Origin of the sequence: Salirhabdus sp. Marseille-P4669 (assembly GCF_900240405.1) — a bacterium.
Taxonomy (GTDB): Bacteria; Bacillota; Bacilli; order Bacillales; family Alkalibacillaceae; genus OEQK01.
This window is the reverse complement of the sequence record NZ_OEQK01000001.1, coordinates 99398-111974: the sequence shown is the minus strand read 5'-3', so window position 1 is coordinate 111974 and position 12577 is coordinate 99398. Positions and strand designations below refer to the sequence as shown.

The following is a 12577-nucleotide window of genomic DNA, read 5'->3' as shown; positions in this document are numbered from 1 at the left end:
ACAAGTTTCTATTTAAGACGACTTAACTATTCAGGATTTACAAAGAGTTCGTATATTCTATTAAAAAGGGTGATCCTCCAAATGATCGAACGTGAAGCTTGTATTCCTAACCATATCCTCTTCTAACATTTCTGGTGTGCATTGAAATACGGTCTGAATGACTCCATCATAAAAGGTAAATACGAGAAGATAATCGGTGTAGTCAACCATAATATAAGCTGGATAATCTTCACCTTGTCTATAAAGTAGCTTAGGGTCATATTCCTCGTACGCTTCGATTACTTCTTCATACGTGGCATAAGGACCTACTCCTTCGTCTGTTTTCCACTCATAAAAAGCATCACCTGGTAGTGGGATATCAAACAGTTTAACCCTTCCCCAGCTCACCAATTTAATAACGCCTTCCTGTGCAATAAACTTAGACGGAAAAGGTCCATACACTGTGAACCTCTCATCCGTTGCGTATTTCGTTCCATTCCCAACGAAGTCTCTAACCTTTGCTTCGTCATCTCCAATTTGAACCGACTTTGTAAATTCAGCTAGCTCTGCTCGTTTTTCGTATGTATCAAATACTCTCGGCGCATTTTCCTCAACACTAGTATCTGCTGTATCCCCAGAGCTCCCTGCACCATGGTCTTCCAATATCTCTGCTACATAATGCAGCTCCTTGCTTTCAGCGACTTGTAAAGCTGAACCCCCATTTACAAAGGGTACATTTGGGTCTGCTCCATAATCCAATAACGATAAAACAATTTCATAAATGACATAATCTGGTTTTTCCTCGCCCTCAGATGAAGGTTCAAAAGCTGCCTCTAAGGGTGTATAATGCACAGCTGGACTTGTTAGGTTTGGGTCTGCACCGGCTTCTAAAAGAATATTTACAATCCTTCTCTCACCTAATCTACTAGCAACAATTAACGGCCTTGTCTCTTTTCTATCTTTATTCACATCAAGATTCGGGTGTTCCTCCAATAATGTTAAAATAGCTTCCGCATCCCCATTTCGAATATACGTATCTAGTAATTTTTCATTGGAGGATTCCGTTGCGTTATTATTCGAACTGCTCTGCTTCACTAAATCATTGCTCTCACTAGTATCAAGTAAGGATTGCTCCCACAACGGTGTATCACTAGCACCATCTTGACTAGCCAAAATGGTCCCATTACTTGCTAGAATAATCGTTTTAGGCAATGCTCCCACCTGAAAAGTATCTACTAAGTTCGTTTCATCTATTATGACTGGAAACGATATCGTATGCTCATCTAAAAATTGATGTACGGCAGTAACGTCTCCCTCAATATTTACACCAAGAATAGAAACCTCCTGCTCCTCATAAAGCTTTTGTAGCTTGTCCATACCACCCACACCAGGCTCGGAAAAGGTTGCCCAAAAATAAATGATGGTTTTCTTGCCTTGAAAATCGGATAAATCGATTTCCTTATTGTCGATCAAATTTATTCCAGAAATGTCTGGAGGAATGGCTCCTACTTCTAGACTCTGCTCCTTCATTAGACTAGAATCAGCATCACTACCATTTTCAGCAGAATTCGTTGCTTCCTTACTACAGCTTGTTAATATAAATAATAGTAAAATAAGTACGATAATCTTTTTCATGTTGTTCCCCTGTCTTTGTCACTCTTTTTATTTCTATCCTATCATAAAGATTGAACGCTAATTGTGAAACGATAGAAAACTAGGCAGGTATATTTACCTGCCTTGCTGCTTCTTATTCATAATCCCTTGCTCCGGCTTGCTTTAGCATGTCGATTATTTCTGTATCCCCATAATATATCGCTTCATTAAGAGGAGAATAACCGTCAATTGGCGGATTTACATCCACTCCATAGTTTATTAGTTCTTGAACCATATCTGCATGCCCCGCCCTTACTGCCAAAATTAAAGCTGTTTCCGTTCCATTTGCTATTTTGTTTATGTCTCCACCTGCTTCTATCAAAACGTTTAAAATGTCTATATTACCATTTTCCGCTGCAATCATAAGTGGCGTGATGCCTTCAAATTCATATTCTGCACCTGCAGATAATAGCATCTTTACGGCTTCTAAATTGTTACTGGAAACACTTATATATAATAACTCTGTTCCATTTTCATCAACACTATTCGGATCAAGCCCATTCTCTAACTGTACTTTAAGATAATCATTATTTCCCTCCATAATTGCATTCACAACATCAATAATTTGGTCATCAAAATCGCCTTTCGCACCCGCTTCTATTAATAATTCTGCTATTTCACCATAACCGTTATATTTAGCGATTGTTAGTGCAGATGGCGTTTGGTATGCTTCCACATTAGGATCCACCCCTGCATCCAATAAATTTTTAACAGCTTCTACATCTCTATTTTCAACTGCTTCAGCTAGCTTGTTTGCTCCCTCAAGCGGATCACCAATCTCATCTTCATAGGAATAAGATGAACTTGTATCCTGCATTGCAACATTATTATGCATTGAATAAACTACAGAATCTATTTGACCTCCATTAGAAGAATAAAAGGTTATGTATCTATCTTTAAAGTAATAAGTAAAACCACTCTCATTCTCTTCATCATATTCGCCAAACTTATCTATGATTTCTTCAGTAGAATATTTTTCAGAAAGAGTCATTTTAAATTGAGAGACCGTTCCATCAGAAAAGACAACAGAAAAATTGTCATATATAAGTTCGTCTAATTCTCGAGAAACAGGTTCCCCAAGTTTCTCAATCGTTAATGCTTCAGATGCATCATGATTAAATAATAAACGAAATAATTCAAACCGTTCCTGAGTAATATCGTTAAGAAATACTTGTAAATAAAACTGATTAGGTGAAAGATCATATGTATCTAAAAATAACCAACGTTTTTTTAGTCGATTATATTCAAAGCGAATAATCCTTTCTTCTTCATAGACGTCGCCCTCACTATACGGGTCACTATAAGAACGATTCGCAATAGCTTCCTTCGTAAATTTAATATGGGCAAACATCAAGCCTAGATCTCGATCTACTTTATCTCTTGAATTAATACTTACTATTTCATAATCTAGTAGCTTATCGTTATACTCCCCAAATTCGTCGATAAACACATCTCTTTGTGGATATTGCTTCATTGCATATGAAGATAAGTATTCGTACATAACATCGTATGCACCTTGTTGATAAGCGGAGTAAAAGGATTCAATATCTTTTCGTAGCTGCTCTTCCTTTTGTTGGCTATCCTTTTTCTCTCCTGAACCTCCAAATAATGTTGCACCTTCCCCTAAAAGGTGCTGTCCACCTAATACTAAAAGTCCACCAAGTAATAGTAATCCGAAAGCTTTAAATAACTTCATACAAAACCCATCTTTCTCCAGAATATTTACACTTCGATCATAGTACATCCAACTTCCATACCTAGTATATATTACTAGAAATTGCTTTACTAGAGAATAAGAGTGCTAGGGATCTTCATTAAGATAGCGTACATCGAGGATTCGTAATAGAAAAAAGACATTGGTCCATTATTTACCAATGTCTTTTTCATCTCACTTATAAGAATTGTTCAGCTTTAGATGCCCGCTATCGCAGCTCCTTAATGCTTTCTTTAAAATCCTGGGGGCGGTGTCATCATTTGTTGCTGCATTTGCTGTTGCTGTTGTTGCATCTGTTGTTGCTGTTGCTGCTGTTGTTGATTCACTTGATTTTGTTGGTCTACAGCTTGTTGCTGTGCTTGAATGTGAAGATTGAATGCTTCTTGGTGCAATCGGTTTTGTTCCTCTGCCCATTGGATTCTTTCCATTACCTTCTGATCATTTTCCATTAACGCATTTAATTGCTCTACTACTTGAGCTTCTTGAGCCACAATGTGATCAGGTACTGTCGTGAAATCCCAAACATATTGGGACTGTCCATCAACATTCATCAAGCCAATTTGCCCTGTTGTGTAATTAAGGATATTTCCTTCCTTGTCCATTATTTTATTTAATAATACAACAAGTGTGTATTCCTCTAGTGTTACCTTACCAAGCACTTCTTCTACTTCCATTGATAATTCAGCACTATTTAACTGTTGTTCTATTTGATTGATGCCATTCTTAAGACTGTCAAGCTGTCCTTCATACGCATTTTCATAAATACCTTCTACATCACCAGTCGTAATAACATTAAAGAAATGTGTAGCCAATTCTTCCTCAGAAAGCTTGGAAAGGTTCTTTTGACTATCTTCCTTAGCTTCTTCTGCATTGTTCTTACTATCTGCTGCCTGTGCATCATCACTATTCGAACAAGCAGTCACCAAGCTAATCATTGTAATAAATAGAAATAAAGTCCAAATTCTTTTCATAACAATTCCTCCAACGTTTAAAATTCGTTTCCTAGTAATCTTCGTACTTTCTCTAACTCGTTATCTGCTATTTTTCTTCTTGGTTCATAGCTTGTTAGAAAATGACTCAATGCACTTGATGATGTAAAAACAGGTGTCCTAACTGTGTTTACATAAACATGTACCTTAGGATTTGAAAAGTATACTACTCCTTCTACCCAGATCCTAAGCTGGTTATCCTTTAAATAACTAGATAAAATATGCACCTGTCTTCTCACTTGTTTTACAGGATTCCTCATTTGACTGGAATATTCTCCACCTTTTCTACCAACCTTGTGTTGTGTCCAGGAATGCTCCTCTTCTCTGCCTTCAATTGTGCCGTTATGGTTTTTTACTTCAACTACGAATATACCATTTTCGCCCACAATCACATGATCATATTCTGCCCGTCCATCTTTTGTTGTCAGGCGAACGGAGTTAAAAACGTCATATCCGTCCGGAAGTTCTTGAAGTACATTTGAAGTACTTTCTTCCCCTACGATGCCTGAACGTAACGCAGAATATTTGCGACCAAGGATCGTCCCAATTCCACCTAATAAAAATGGAAAAAGATGAGCCAAACCCTCAAAGTGAAATCCTTGGGTAAAGGCAATAATGTAAAGAACAGGGGGAATCCAGAAAGTGATAGCAAGTATTAAATAGTTTCTTGCTTTTTGTTTTAATTCATTATGCCCTTTATGTATGACTGCCATGAACATTGCTCCTATCTATGAAGTAAGTTTTTCTGCAAACGTAAATCCTACATACCGATTAAATTATTTCGATTAAATTTATTAGAATAGTAATACTAATAATACCACGTTGTGTTAGTAGGGAGATAGTTCAAATTACGAAGACATAACCTCCAAAATATTCCCATCCGGGTCTATTACATGAAATACGGATTGCCCAGAACTCCTTTTCACTTGATAATTTTGTGATTCCAATAGTCGATAATAATAAAATATTTGTACTGGATTCGATTCCCGTATTGCTTTTGAGAGTTCTATAATCATTTCGTGATTAGGTGTTGGAACTTTATTGTCTAGATTGTTACTTTGTAATTTTAATTTCTTTCTAGAACGATGAAGTGCTGTTTTAATCGACTCATTACTTACTCTTAACATAGCTGCTATTTCTTTTGAGGTGTACCCAAATACATCCTTCAACGTTATTAACATAGACTGTTTCAAAGGTAGGGCGCTAAGTAATATTTCGATTAAACTATAGGAATTGATAAAATCGTACTCTTCACCGAACAAATCTTCGTTCAGGGCGATATCTTCTTTATATTTCCTTCTCTCATCGATAAAATGGTTTTTAGCCACCGTACATAAATAGGAAAAAGTGAGTTCTTTTTTCGGATCAGTCCTTTTTGCCTTATAAACCTTTAACATTGTTTCTTGAACTAGATCCTCAGCTGTCCAAGGCGAACCTGACAGCTTTAAACAATATTTATAAAGTTTTTTAATCTCAAGCTCTAAATCATCAAAAACCATTTTCTAACACCCTTTTATTTAAATATTTATAAAATGTGTAACTTTTAAACTATTATAAACGTTATACGTAAGAAATTCAGTTCAAGGAGGAAGATTATGTTTAAAGTAGGTAGTGTTTTTATTCCCGTCACAGACATCGAAAAATCCACAGAATGGTATGTAAAGTTTCTTGGTGCAAAAGTTATTGATAGCTGGGGAGATGGTGTTGGCTTCTATTTACCCTCTGGTTCCACACAACTAGGCTTGGTACAAGTTGAATCTCCACAGCCCACTGAGTTTATTACAAAAGGGGATCGGAAGAATTGCTATTTTAATTTTATAGTTGATGATATCGATTCGGCACACCAACATTTTAAAAACAACGGCATCGCTACTACCGAGATTGATGATTTTGGTGGAATGAAATTTTTTGATTTCTTTGACTTGGATGGTAATCCATTTAGTGTGGTAAATGAAGTTGAAGGTTCCGCTTATCACTCAGACAATATTAGGAGAATGCAAAAAAAGGATAGGAACAATAAATAAATAAAAAAAGAATTACCATTCAAATGGAGTGGTAATTCTTTTTTCTTGTGTTCCTATATGCATAAATTCCTTAATAATGCACTTTCAAATCTCGAACACCAAAATCTAGCGCATCCTCTAAATCTTCCATATAGACATCCATACGCCCTTCTGTAATTGCCCCACCTCTATCTTCACATGTAAATGTATCATCAAAATAAGGAATATACACCTCTGTACCAAAGGCAAATGATGGTGGACAAGAGAGTGTTCGGCCTTCTTCCACTTTGGTACCTGAAGCTGTTATCCCATAACCTGGATCACCAGGGCTTTTTCCAGTAGATTCATAGCCTGCTGTGTAAGCCGTTACTCGAAACGTTTCTTCCTTCTTTGAATCTGGTATCGTGATCATTTGTCCGGCGAATATAATGTCCGGATTTTTAATAGAAGCGTTAGCCTCAACCAAAGCATCAATGCTTACATTATGTTCCTTTGAAATTTTTGATAGAACATCGCCCCATTGCACTTGATAGCTACTATCTGCATAAGCTTGGGTCGAAAATAGAGTTACTCCTAATGTAATTGTTACTAGTGATAAACACTTTTTCGTTAATTTTTTCATGATTTTAATATCCTCCAATATTTTTTCCTAGGTGTTATAGACTTCCTATAGCAAACTATTTCTGGAGGGGTTTTAATAGAATTGAAATATATATGTAATAGGTAAAGAGTTGCAAATGAGAAGATGAAAATGATTATGACACGTATATAATATTGAATCCAATAATTTCCACCTTTTTTGTGGGATTTTTCTTTTGATTAAACTTTTCGATAACAGAAAGCAATCAAACGTCTTATTAATGGTAATGTTACATAAATTCAGATAAAATATAGTTATGTAACATTAGGTCAGGAGGGATTTTACTTGGAATGTGTCAGTCCATTAAAAAGCATTAAAGAAATACATGCAATAAAACATGAATTAAAGCATTCACAGCGTGACCTTTTGTTTTTTGTTTTAGGGATTAATACAGGATTAAGAATTAGCGATTTACTATTTTTAACTGTCAATGATGTATGTGACAGCAACGAACAGATAAAGGAGTTTATATACATAACCGAATCCAATATAAATAAGCCTTTTTACTTAAACCATAATGTAAGGAAAGAGCTTAAAAAATATCTTTCTATGCAAAATTTATCTTCGAATGATTTTCTCTTTAAATCTAAGAAGAAAAACCAGCCTATTTCCAGGCAACAAGCCTATCGCATTATTAACCAAGCAGCTAGAAATGCTGGAGTAACTGGAAAAATAGGCACCCATACGCTAAGAAAAACCTTTGGATATCATGCATACCGGAAAGGAATTGCCATTTCAATCTTAATGAAAATATTTAATCATCATTCTACATCAGAGACCTTTAGTTACATTGGTATAGATAAAAAGGAAGAACAATTAATTAAAGTGGATGTCAACTTATGACACTTAAGATTACTTTCATATCTCTCTTAAACGTAATGTTTCCTTTTGTTGTCCGCCATTTTCAAATCTCCTTTTTAGTTTCTACTAAATTGTCACGTATCAAAGCCAATAAAAAATACCTACATATATATAGAAAGGAATGGGTTTAATTGAATGTACTAGTTTCAAAGATAAAAGAAGTATTGTATGCCGTTCTTCCTATAACGGTATTGGTACTAATCTTAAACTTCACATTAGCTCCATTGGATTCATCATTAATAATCAGCTTTATTATAGGCGCTCTTTTGATAATTATTGGATTATCAATTTTTCTATTTGGTGTAGATATCGGAATTACACCTATCGGCAAAATAATGGGGAAATCAATGGCAAAGTCAAACAAGATCTGGATTGTTGTGATTGCTGGACTGTTACTTGGTTTTTTCATCTCTATTGCTGAACCTGATTTACACATATTGGCCGGACAGGTTGATCTAGTTACATCAGGTCTAATCTCAAAAACTAGTATTGTGATTGTTGTTTCCATAGGTATTGGAGCACTAATTGCCATAGGGCTTGCTAGAATTGTCTTTAATATTCCGTTGTATAAAGTTTTAACTATTTTATACCTAATTATTTTCGCTCTTGCTATCTTTACTTCACCAGAATTTTTAGCTATATCCTTCGATGCTTCTGGAGCGACAACCGGAGCGTTGACAGTCCCTTTTATTCTGGCACTTGCACTAGGAATTTCCACATTAAAAAAGGATAGTAAAGCTTCTGAGAAGGACAGCTTTGGCCTTGTTGCTATTGCTTCAACGGGTGCAATTATCGCTGTTATGATTATGAACATTATTGCACAGACCGATAAAATATCAGGGAGCGCTGAAAAAAGTGAAGCTGGTTCAATGTCGATACTCGGCCACTTTTTACACGAATTTCCTATCATTGCAAAAGAAATAACTTTGGCGCTTTTACCAATTCTAATAATTTTCCTTGTATTTCAAAAAATTTCGTTTAAAATGTCTTTAAAAGCAGTTCGTAGAATATTAATAGGGATTGCATTCACATTTGTAGGTCTTGTATTGTTTTTAGTTGGTGTTAACGCGGGATTTATGGAAGTTGGAATGGCTATTGGGCACTCAATCGCATCTTTAGATAATAAATCATATATTGTAATTATAGCTTTTGTTCTTGGAATTGTTACGATACTTGCAGAACCAGCAGTACATGTATTAACGCATCAAATAGAGGATGTTACTAGCGGGTATGTAAAAAGAAAGGTTGTCATGTTTTCTCTTTGTATCGGGGTTGGTCTTGCCGTGGCTTTATCGATCCTAAGAATACTTATTCCAGAGCTCCAATTATGGCATTACCTTTTACCAGGTTATATTATCGCTATAGCTATGACTTATTTTGTACCTAAGTTATTTGTCGGAATTGCCTTTGATTCAGGAGGCGTTGCATCAGGACCAATGACTGCTACATTTATATTGGCGTTTGTACAAGGTGCAGCGGAAGCGATAGAGGGTGCAAACGTATTAATAGATGGATTTGGTATGATTGCACTTGTAGCATTAACCCCGTTAATCACATTACAAATAGTTGGTTTTATATTTAAGTTAAAAGCTAGAAAAGGAGGCAAAGTAAAAGATGTCCAATAATTCTGATCTAACTGAACTAGAATTAGTATGCGTTATTGTTAACTTTGGTTTAGGAAGTAAAGTAGTACAAACAGCTAAGAAACATGGCGTTTCAGGTGGAACAGTGCTATTAGGTAAAGGGACATTAAAAAACCGCCTCTTAGATTTTTTAGGAATAAACGATGTTCGGAAAGAGATTGTTTTGATGGTTTCTAATAGGAAAACAGCCAATTATGCAATCGAACAACTTGATAACAAATTCAAATTTATTAAAAAACATCAAGGTATTGCATTTAGCATTTCTGTGTGTGAAATACTTGGGGCGAGGAATTATAAAGGAAGTCATTTGAAACAAGAAAGAGGTGTTGATCCTATTATGTATCATGCAATTACGGTGATTGTTGAAAAAGGAAATGCCGAGGAAGTTATTGATGCAGCGACGGAGGCAGGCTCTAAAGGGGGCACAATTATTAATGGCAGAGGCTCCGGGATTCATGAGACGAGCAAGGTATTTGCTATGGATATAGAGCCTGAAAAAGAGATAGTTTTGATCCTTAGTGAAAGAGAAAGTACGGAAAATATAGTTTCATCCATAAGAAATAAGCTTAAGATTGATGAACCTGGAAATGGGATTATCTTTATTCAAGATGTAAATAATACGTTTGGTTTGTATAAATAATTTTTTTAATCTTCCATTCTGCTGAAAGTACAAGTAAGCAGACTTTTTCGATTAAAAAGCTGATTAACTTTTGTTAATCAGCTTTTTTTGGGTTAACTAGTATAGGTTAAAGAAAAGAAAGTTAGTAAGCAGTCGGGCTATTGCTTCACCACCGCTACTTGCTCCTGTAATCACAACAACTTTTCCATTCAGTGCAGAAATTATTATTTGCTCCCTTTACTGGGATCTTCAAGATATAACACCATACCCGCATGGTAAAGCACCCCGTTAATAAAATCACCATCAGCAGTAAAGCCTGTATCATCAATATAGTCGATATGATTGCCCTTGATGGTATATTTGCCTTGGTAAGCACTTTTGCGGTCACCACGGGCTTCGTCGTATCGTCCGTTCGGAAGCAGCTCATGACGTATATAGCCGTCTGCGGTTACCCATGTACCCAAATAGGGATGTGAATGTTTCTGTTCTTTTTTCATTTCATAATCTCCTTTCCTATTAAAACGATGGATGGCACTCCATTTTTTGCAGGATAAAATATAGCGAACCATAGAGCGAGTCTCAGAAACTTGATTTGTTTCTTTATTTCTTATCCTCCAAGGTAAGTGTCTCACCCTAAACTCATTATGAACTTTTGAGCCGAATAGGGGGTAGCTGGAAATTACACAATCATTGCCTAATACTCCAAATAATATAGTATAGTATGTAAGAGATAGATAATTTTTGCTGGAAAAAATGGAGGAATTACCCATGGAGCGAATTAAGGAATTAGCAGAGTTCATGGAGCGAAATGTAACGACGGATGGAACGCACGAGACGTCTATAGCAGGTCTAAGGTTTGTTCGTTCCTCCCAAATTTCCGAACCTGTTTACTCTGTTTATGAGCCTTCCCTATGTATTGTGGCACAGGGTTCAAAATTGGTCTTGCTCGGGGAAGAAAGCTATAAGTATGATTCGGCCAGTTATTTGACTGCCTCCGTTCATTTACCAATTACCGGACAAATTGTAGAGGCTACACCAGAAAAACCTTATTTATGTATTCAATTGCAGCTTGAAATGAGTCAGATCTTTGAAGTCATTCAATCATCGAAACAAGATAGACCTAGTAGCTCCCCAGGACGTGGACTGGTAATCAGCCGGATAAATGACCCGCTCCTCGAAGTAGTATTACGGCTTATTCGATTATTGGAGAACCCAAAGGATATACCAGTCCTTGCCGAAAGTATCATACGTGAAATTATTTACCGGGTTCTACAGAATGAAAAGAATGGTTTCTTAAGGCATTTTGCACTTGTAGGTACTCAGGCGCATCGAATTGCAAAGGTGATTGGGGTAATGAACCAAAAATTCAATCAGCCCTTGAAGGTTGCTGATTTGGCGAAAGAAGCTAGTATGAGCTCCTCCTCCTTCTACAATCATTTCAAGGAAGTCACGGGCATGAGTCCAATCCAGTATCAGAAACAACTCCGATTGCAGGAAGCACGCAGATTGCTTTTAACAGAAAACCTGGAAGCAGCTGAGGCAGCGTTCCAGGTAGGTTATGAAAGTCCATCGCATTTCAGTCGGGAATACAGCCGTAGATTTGGCCTGTCCCCAATGAAAGATATACGACGTCTGCGGGAAACGTTTTAAAAATGATGTTTTCACTACGAAATAGGTATTTGGAGCTCAACTCTGTAACTGCTAAACTAAAATAGTCAATTATTGCTCGAATCGGATTGAACAATCAAATACATATAAAGAAATAGAATGCTACACGCAAGCAATTATTTAGAAGGATAAGTATTGCACATGATTATATTAGATCTTATTTTGATAAACCTATAAAACTAGATGAAATTCTTGTATAGAATAGAAACTAGGAAGGAGAAATGTATATGGAAACGGCAACCGTTCAAAAAGTTGGACAGATTGGTGTACCTGTTAAAGACCTGAATAGAGCATTAGACTTTTATAAAGAAAAACTAGGTCTTCCTCTTTTATTTAACACTGATAGTATGGCTTTCTTTGAATGTAATGGATTGCGCCTAATGTTATCACTGCCTGAAAAAGAAGAATTTGCCCACTCAAGTTCGGTTATTTATTTTCAAGTCACTAATATTAAAGAAACGTATGAGTACCTAGTAAATAAAGAAGTTATCTTTATCGATGAACCATATGCTGTAGCGAAAATGGGACAAACGGAAACATGGGTGGTATTTTTTAAAGATACAGAAGATAATACGCTTGCATTGATGAGTGAAGTTCAAGTTTAAGAATAGGAAAAGGAGACCGTTTAAACACATGAACGGTCTCCTTCAATTTAATGTAGTCTTTGAGTACTGCTTTATCTGGAGTTGCTTCCGCTCTCTTCTTCACCGTTATTTGTGATACGGTTCACCGTAACATTGGATAGGGTAAACTAATAAAAAAGGGTAGAGTTAATAGCACTCTGCCCATAATAATTTTTTTAAGAATG

The 12577-nt window shown here is 36.2% G+C and carries 13 protein-coding genes and 1 pseudogene; 6 read left to right on the top strand and 8 right to left on the bottom strand.

The features are described from left to right. Positions 1–60: 60 nt before the first annotated feature. The 5 genes from C1A05_RS00525 to C1A05_RS00505 all read right to left on the bottom strand — a co-directional run bounded on the left by C1A05_RS00525 (position 61) and on the right by C1A05_RS00505 (position 5834). On the bottom strand, positions 61–1614 hold the full coding sequence (locus tag C1A05_RS00525; protein WP_102026221.1) for a redoxin family protein: 1554 nt from the start codon (positions 1612–1614) through the stop codon (positions 61–63). A gap of 112 nt (positions 1615–1726) precedes the next feature. Beyond that, the gene (locus tag C1A05_RS00520; protein WP_159461948.1) at positions 1727–3328 is read right to left on the bottom strand and encodes an ankyrin repeat domain-containing protein; all 1602 of its coding nucleotides are present in this window, start codon (positions 3326–3328) and stop codon (positions 1727–1729) included. Between the two features lie 251 nt (positions 3329–3579). Continuing rightward, complete coding sequence (locus tag C1A05_RS00515; protein WP_102026219.1) at positions 3580–4317, bottom strand: hypothetical protein; 738 nt, start codon at positions 4315–4317, stop codon at positions 3580–3582. Positions 4318–4334: 17 nt separating this feature from the next. After that, positions 4335–5048 carry a nuclease-related domain-containing protein gene (locus tag C1A05_RS00510; RefSeq protein ID WP_159461947.1) on the bottom strand — a complete coding sequence of 238 codons (714 nt, stop codon included), beginning with the start codon at positions 5046–5048 and terminating at the stop codon, positions 4335–4337. Positions 5049–5183: 135 nt separating this feature from the next. Beyond that, on the bottom strand, positions 5184–5834 hold the full coding sequence (locus C1A05_RS00505; protein WP_102026217.1) for an RNA polymerase sigma factor: 651 nt from the start codon (positions 5832–5834) through the stop codon (positions 5184–5186). A 96-nt stretch (positions 5835–5930) separates the two neighbouring features. Between C1A05_RS00505 and C1A05_RS00500 the strand changes: the two genes are divergently transcribed. Beyond that, positions 5931–6359 carry a VOC family protein gene (locus C1A05_RS00500; RefSeq protein WP_102026216.1) on the top strand — a complete coding sequence of 143 codons (429 nt, stop codon included), beginning with the start codon at positions 5931–5933 and terminating at the stop codon, positions 6357–6359. A 70-nt stretch (positions 6360–6429) separates the two neighbouring features. Here the strand turns inward: C1A05_RS00500 and C1A05_RS00495 are convergent, their stop codons facing one another. Beyond that, positions 6430–6960, bottom strand: coding sequence for a LysM peptidoglycan-binding domain-containing protein (locus tag C1A05_RS00495; protein ID WP_102026215.1), 531 nt, complete (start codon positions 6958–6960; stop codon positions 6430–6432). A 303-nt stretch (positions 6961–7263) separates the two neighbouring features. Between C1A05_RS00495 and C1A05_RS00490 the strand changes: the two genes are divergently transcribed. From C1A05_RS00490 to C1A05_RS00480, 3 genes are all read left to right on the top strand, one after another. After that, entirely contained in the window at positions 7264–7821 is a 558-nt protein-coding gene (locus tag C1A05_RS00490) for a tyrosine-type recombinase/integrase (protein ID WP_102026214.1), read from the top strand. A gap of 149 nt (positions 7822–7970) precedes the next feature. Beyond that, entirely contained in the window at positions 7971–9464 is a 1494-nt protein-coding gene (locus tag C1A05_RS00485; RefSeq protein WP_102026213.1) for a DUF1538 domain-containing protein, read from the top strand. After that, positions 9454–10122: a P-II family nitrogen regulator gene (locus C1A05_RS00480; protein ID WP_102026212.1), complete on the top strand. Its 669-nt coding sequence runs from the start codon at positions 9454–9456 to the stop codon at positions 10120–10122. Before C1A05_RS00485 ends, C1A05_RS00480 begins: the two co-directional genes overlap by 11 nt. Positions 10123–10248: 126 nt before the next feature. On the opposite strand, the pseudogene C1A05_RS18510 reads toward C1A05_RS00480, so the two are convergent. After that, positions 10249–10323 (bottom strand): annotated as a pseudogene (locus C1A05_RS18510) (oxidoreductase); the annotation flags it as partial. A gap of 2 nt (positions 10324–10325) precedes the next feature. After that, complete coding sequence (locus C1A05_RS00475) at positions 10326–10598, bottom strand: Atu4866 domain-containing protein (protein WP_102026211.1); 273 nt, start codon at positions 10596–10598, stop codon at positions 10326–10328. A gap of 271 nt (positions 10599–10869) precedes the next feature. Between C1A05_RS00475 and C1A05_RS00470 the strand changes: the two genes are divergently transcribed. Together C1A05_RS00470 and C1A05_RS00460 are read left to right on the top strand one after the other, a co-directional pair. After that, complete coding sequence (locus tag C1A05_RS00470; protein ID WP_200816453.1) at positions 10870–11751, top strand: AraC family transcriptional regulator; 882 nt, start codon at positions 10870–10872, stop codon at positions 11749–11751. A 245-nt stretch (positions 11752–11996) separates the two neighbouring features. Beyond that, positions 11997–12374 carry a VOC family protein gene (locus C1A05_RS00460; protein ID WP_102026210.1) on the top strand — a complete coding sequence of 126 codons (378 nt, stop codon included), beginning with the start codon at positions 11997–11999 and terminating at the stop codon, positions 12372–12374. Positions 12375–12577: the final 203 nt, after the last annotated feature.

Coding starts and splice junctions, on each gene's coding strand:
- C1A05_RS00525 (WP_102026221.1), bottom strand. CDS start 1,614: ATGAAAAAGATTATCGTACTTATTTTACTATTATTTATATTAACAAGC.
- C1A05_RS00520 (WP_159461948.1), bottom strand. CDS start 3,328: ATGAAGTTATTTAAAGCTTTCGGATTACTATTACTTGGTGGACTTTTA.
- C1A05_RS00515 (WP_102026219.1), bottom strand. CDS start 4,317: ATGAAAAGAATTTGGACTTTATTTCTATTTATTACAATGATTAGCTTG.
- C1A05_RS00510 (WP_159461947.1), bottom strand. CDS start 5,048: ATGGCAGTCATACATAAAGGGCATAATGAATTAAAACAAAAAGCAAGA.
- C1A05_RS00505 (WP_102026217.1), bottom strand. CDS start 5,834: ATGGTTTTTGATGATTTAGAGCTTGAGATTAAAAAACTTTATAAATAT.
- C1A05_RS00500 (WP_102026216.1), top strand. CDS start 5,931: ATGTTTAAAGTAGGTAGTGTTTTTATTCCCGTCACAGACATCGAAAAA.
- C1A05_RS00495 (WP_102026215.1), bottom strand. CDS start 6,960: ATGAAAAAATTAACGAAAAAGTGTTTATCACTAGTAACAATTACATTA.
- C1A05_RS00480 (WP_102026212.1), top strand. CDS start 9,454: ATGTCCAATAATTCTGATCTAACTGAACTAGAATTAGTATGCGTTATT.
- C1A05_RS00475 (WP_102026211.1), bottom strand. CDS start 10,598: ATGAAAAAAGAACAGAAACATTCACATCCCTATTTGGGTACATGGGTA.
- C1A05_RS00470 (WP_200816453.1), top strand. CDS start 10,870: ATGGAGCGAATTAAGGAATTAGCAGAGTTCATGGAGCGAAATGTAACG.
- C1A05_RS00460 (WP_102026210.1), top strand. CDS start 11,997: ATGGAAACGGCAACCGTTCAAAAAGTTGGACAGATTGGTGTACCTGTT.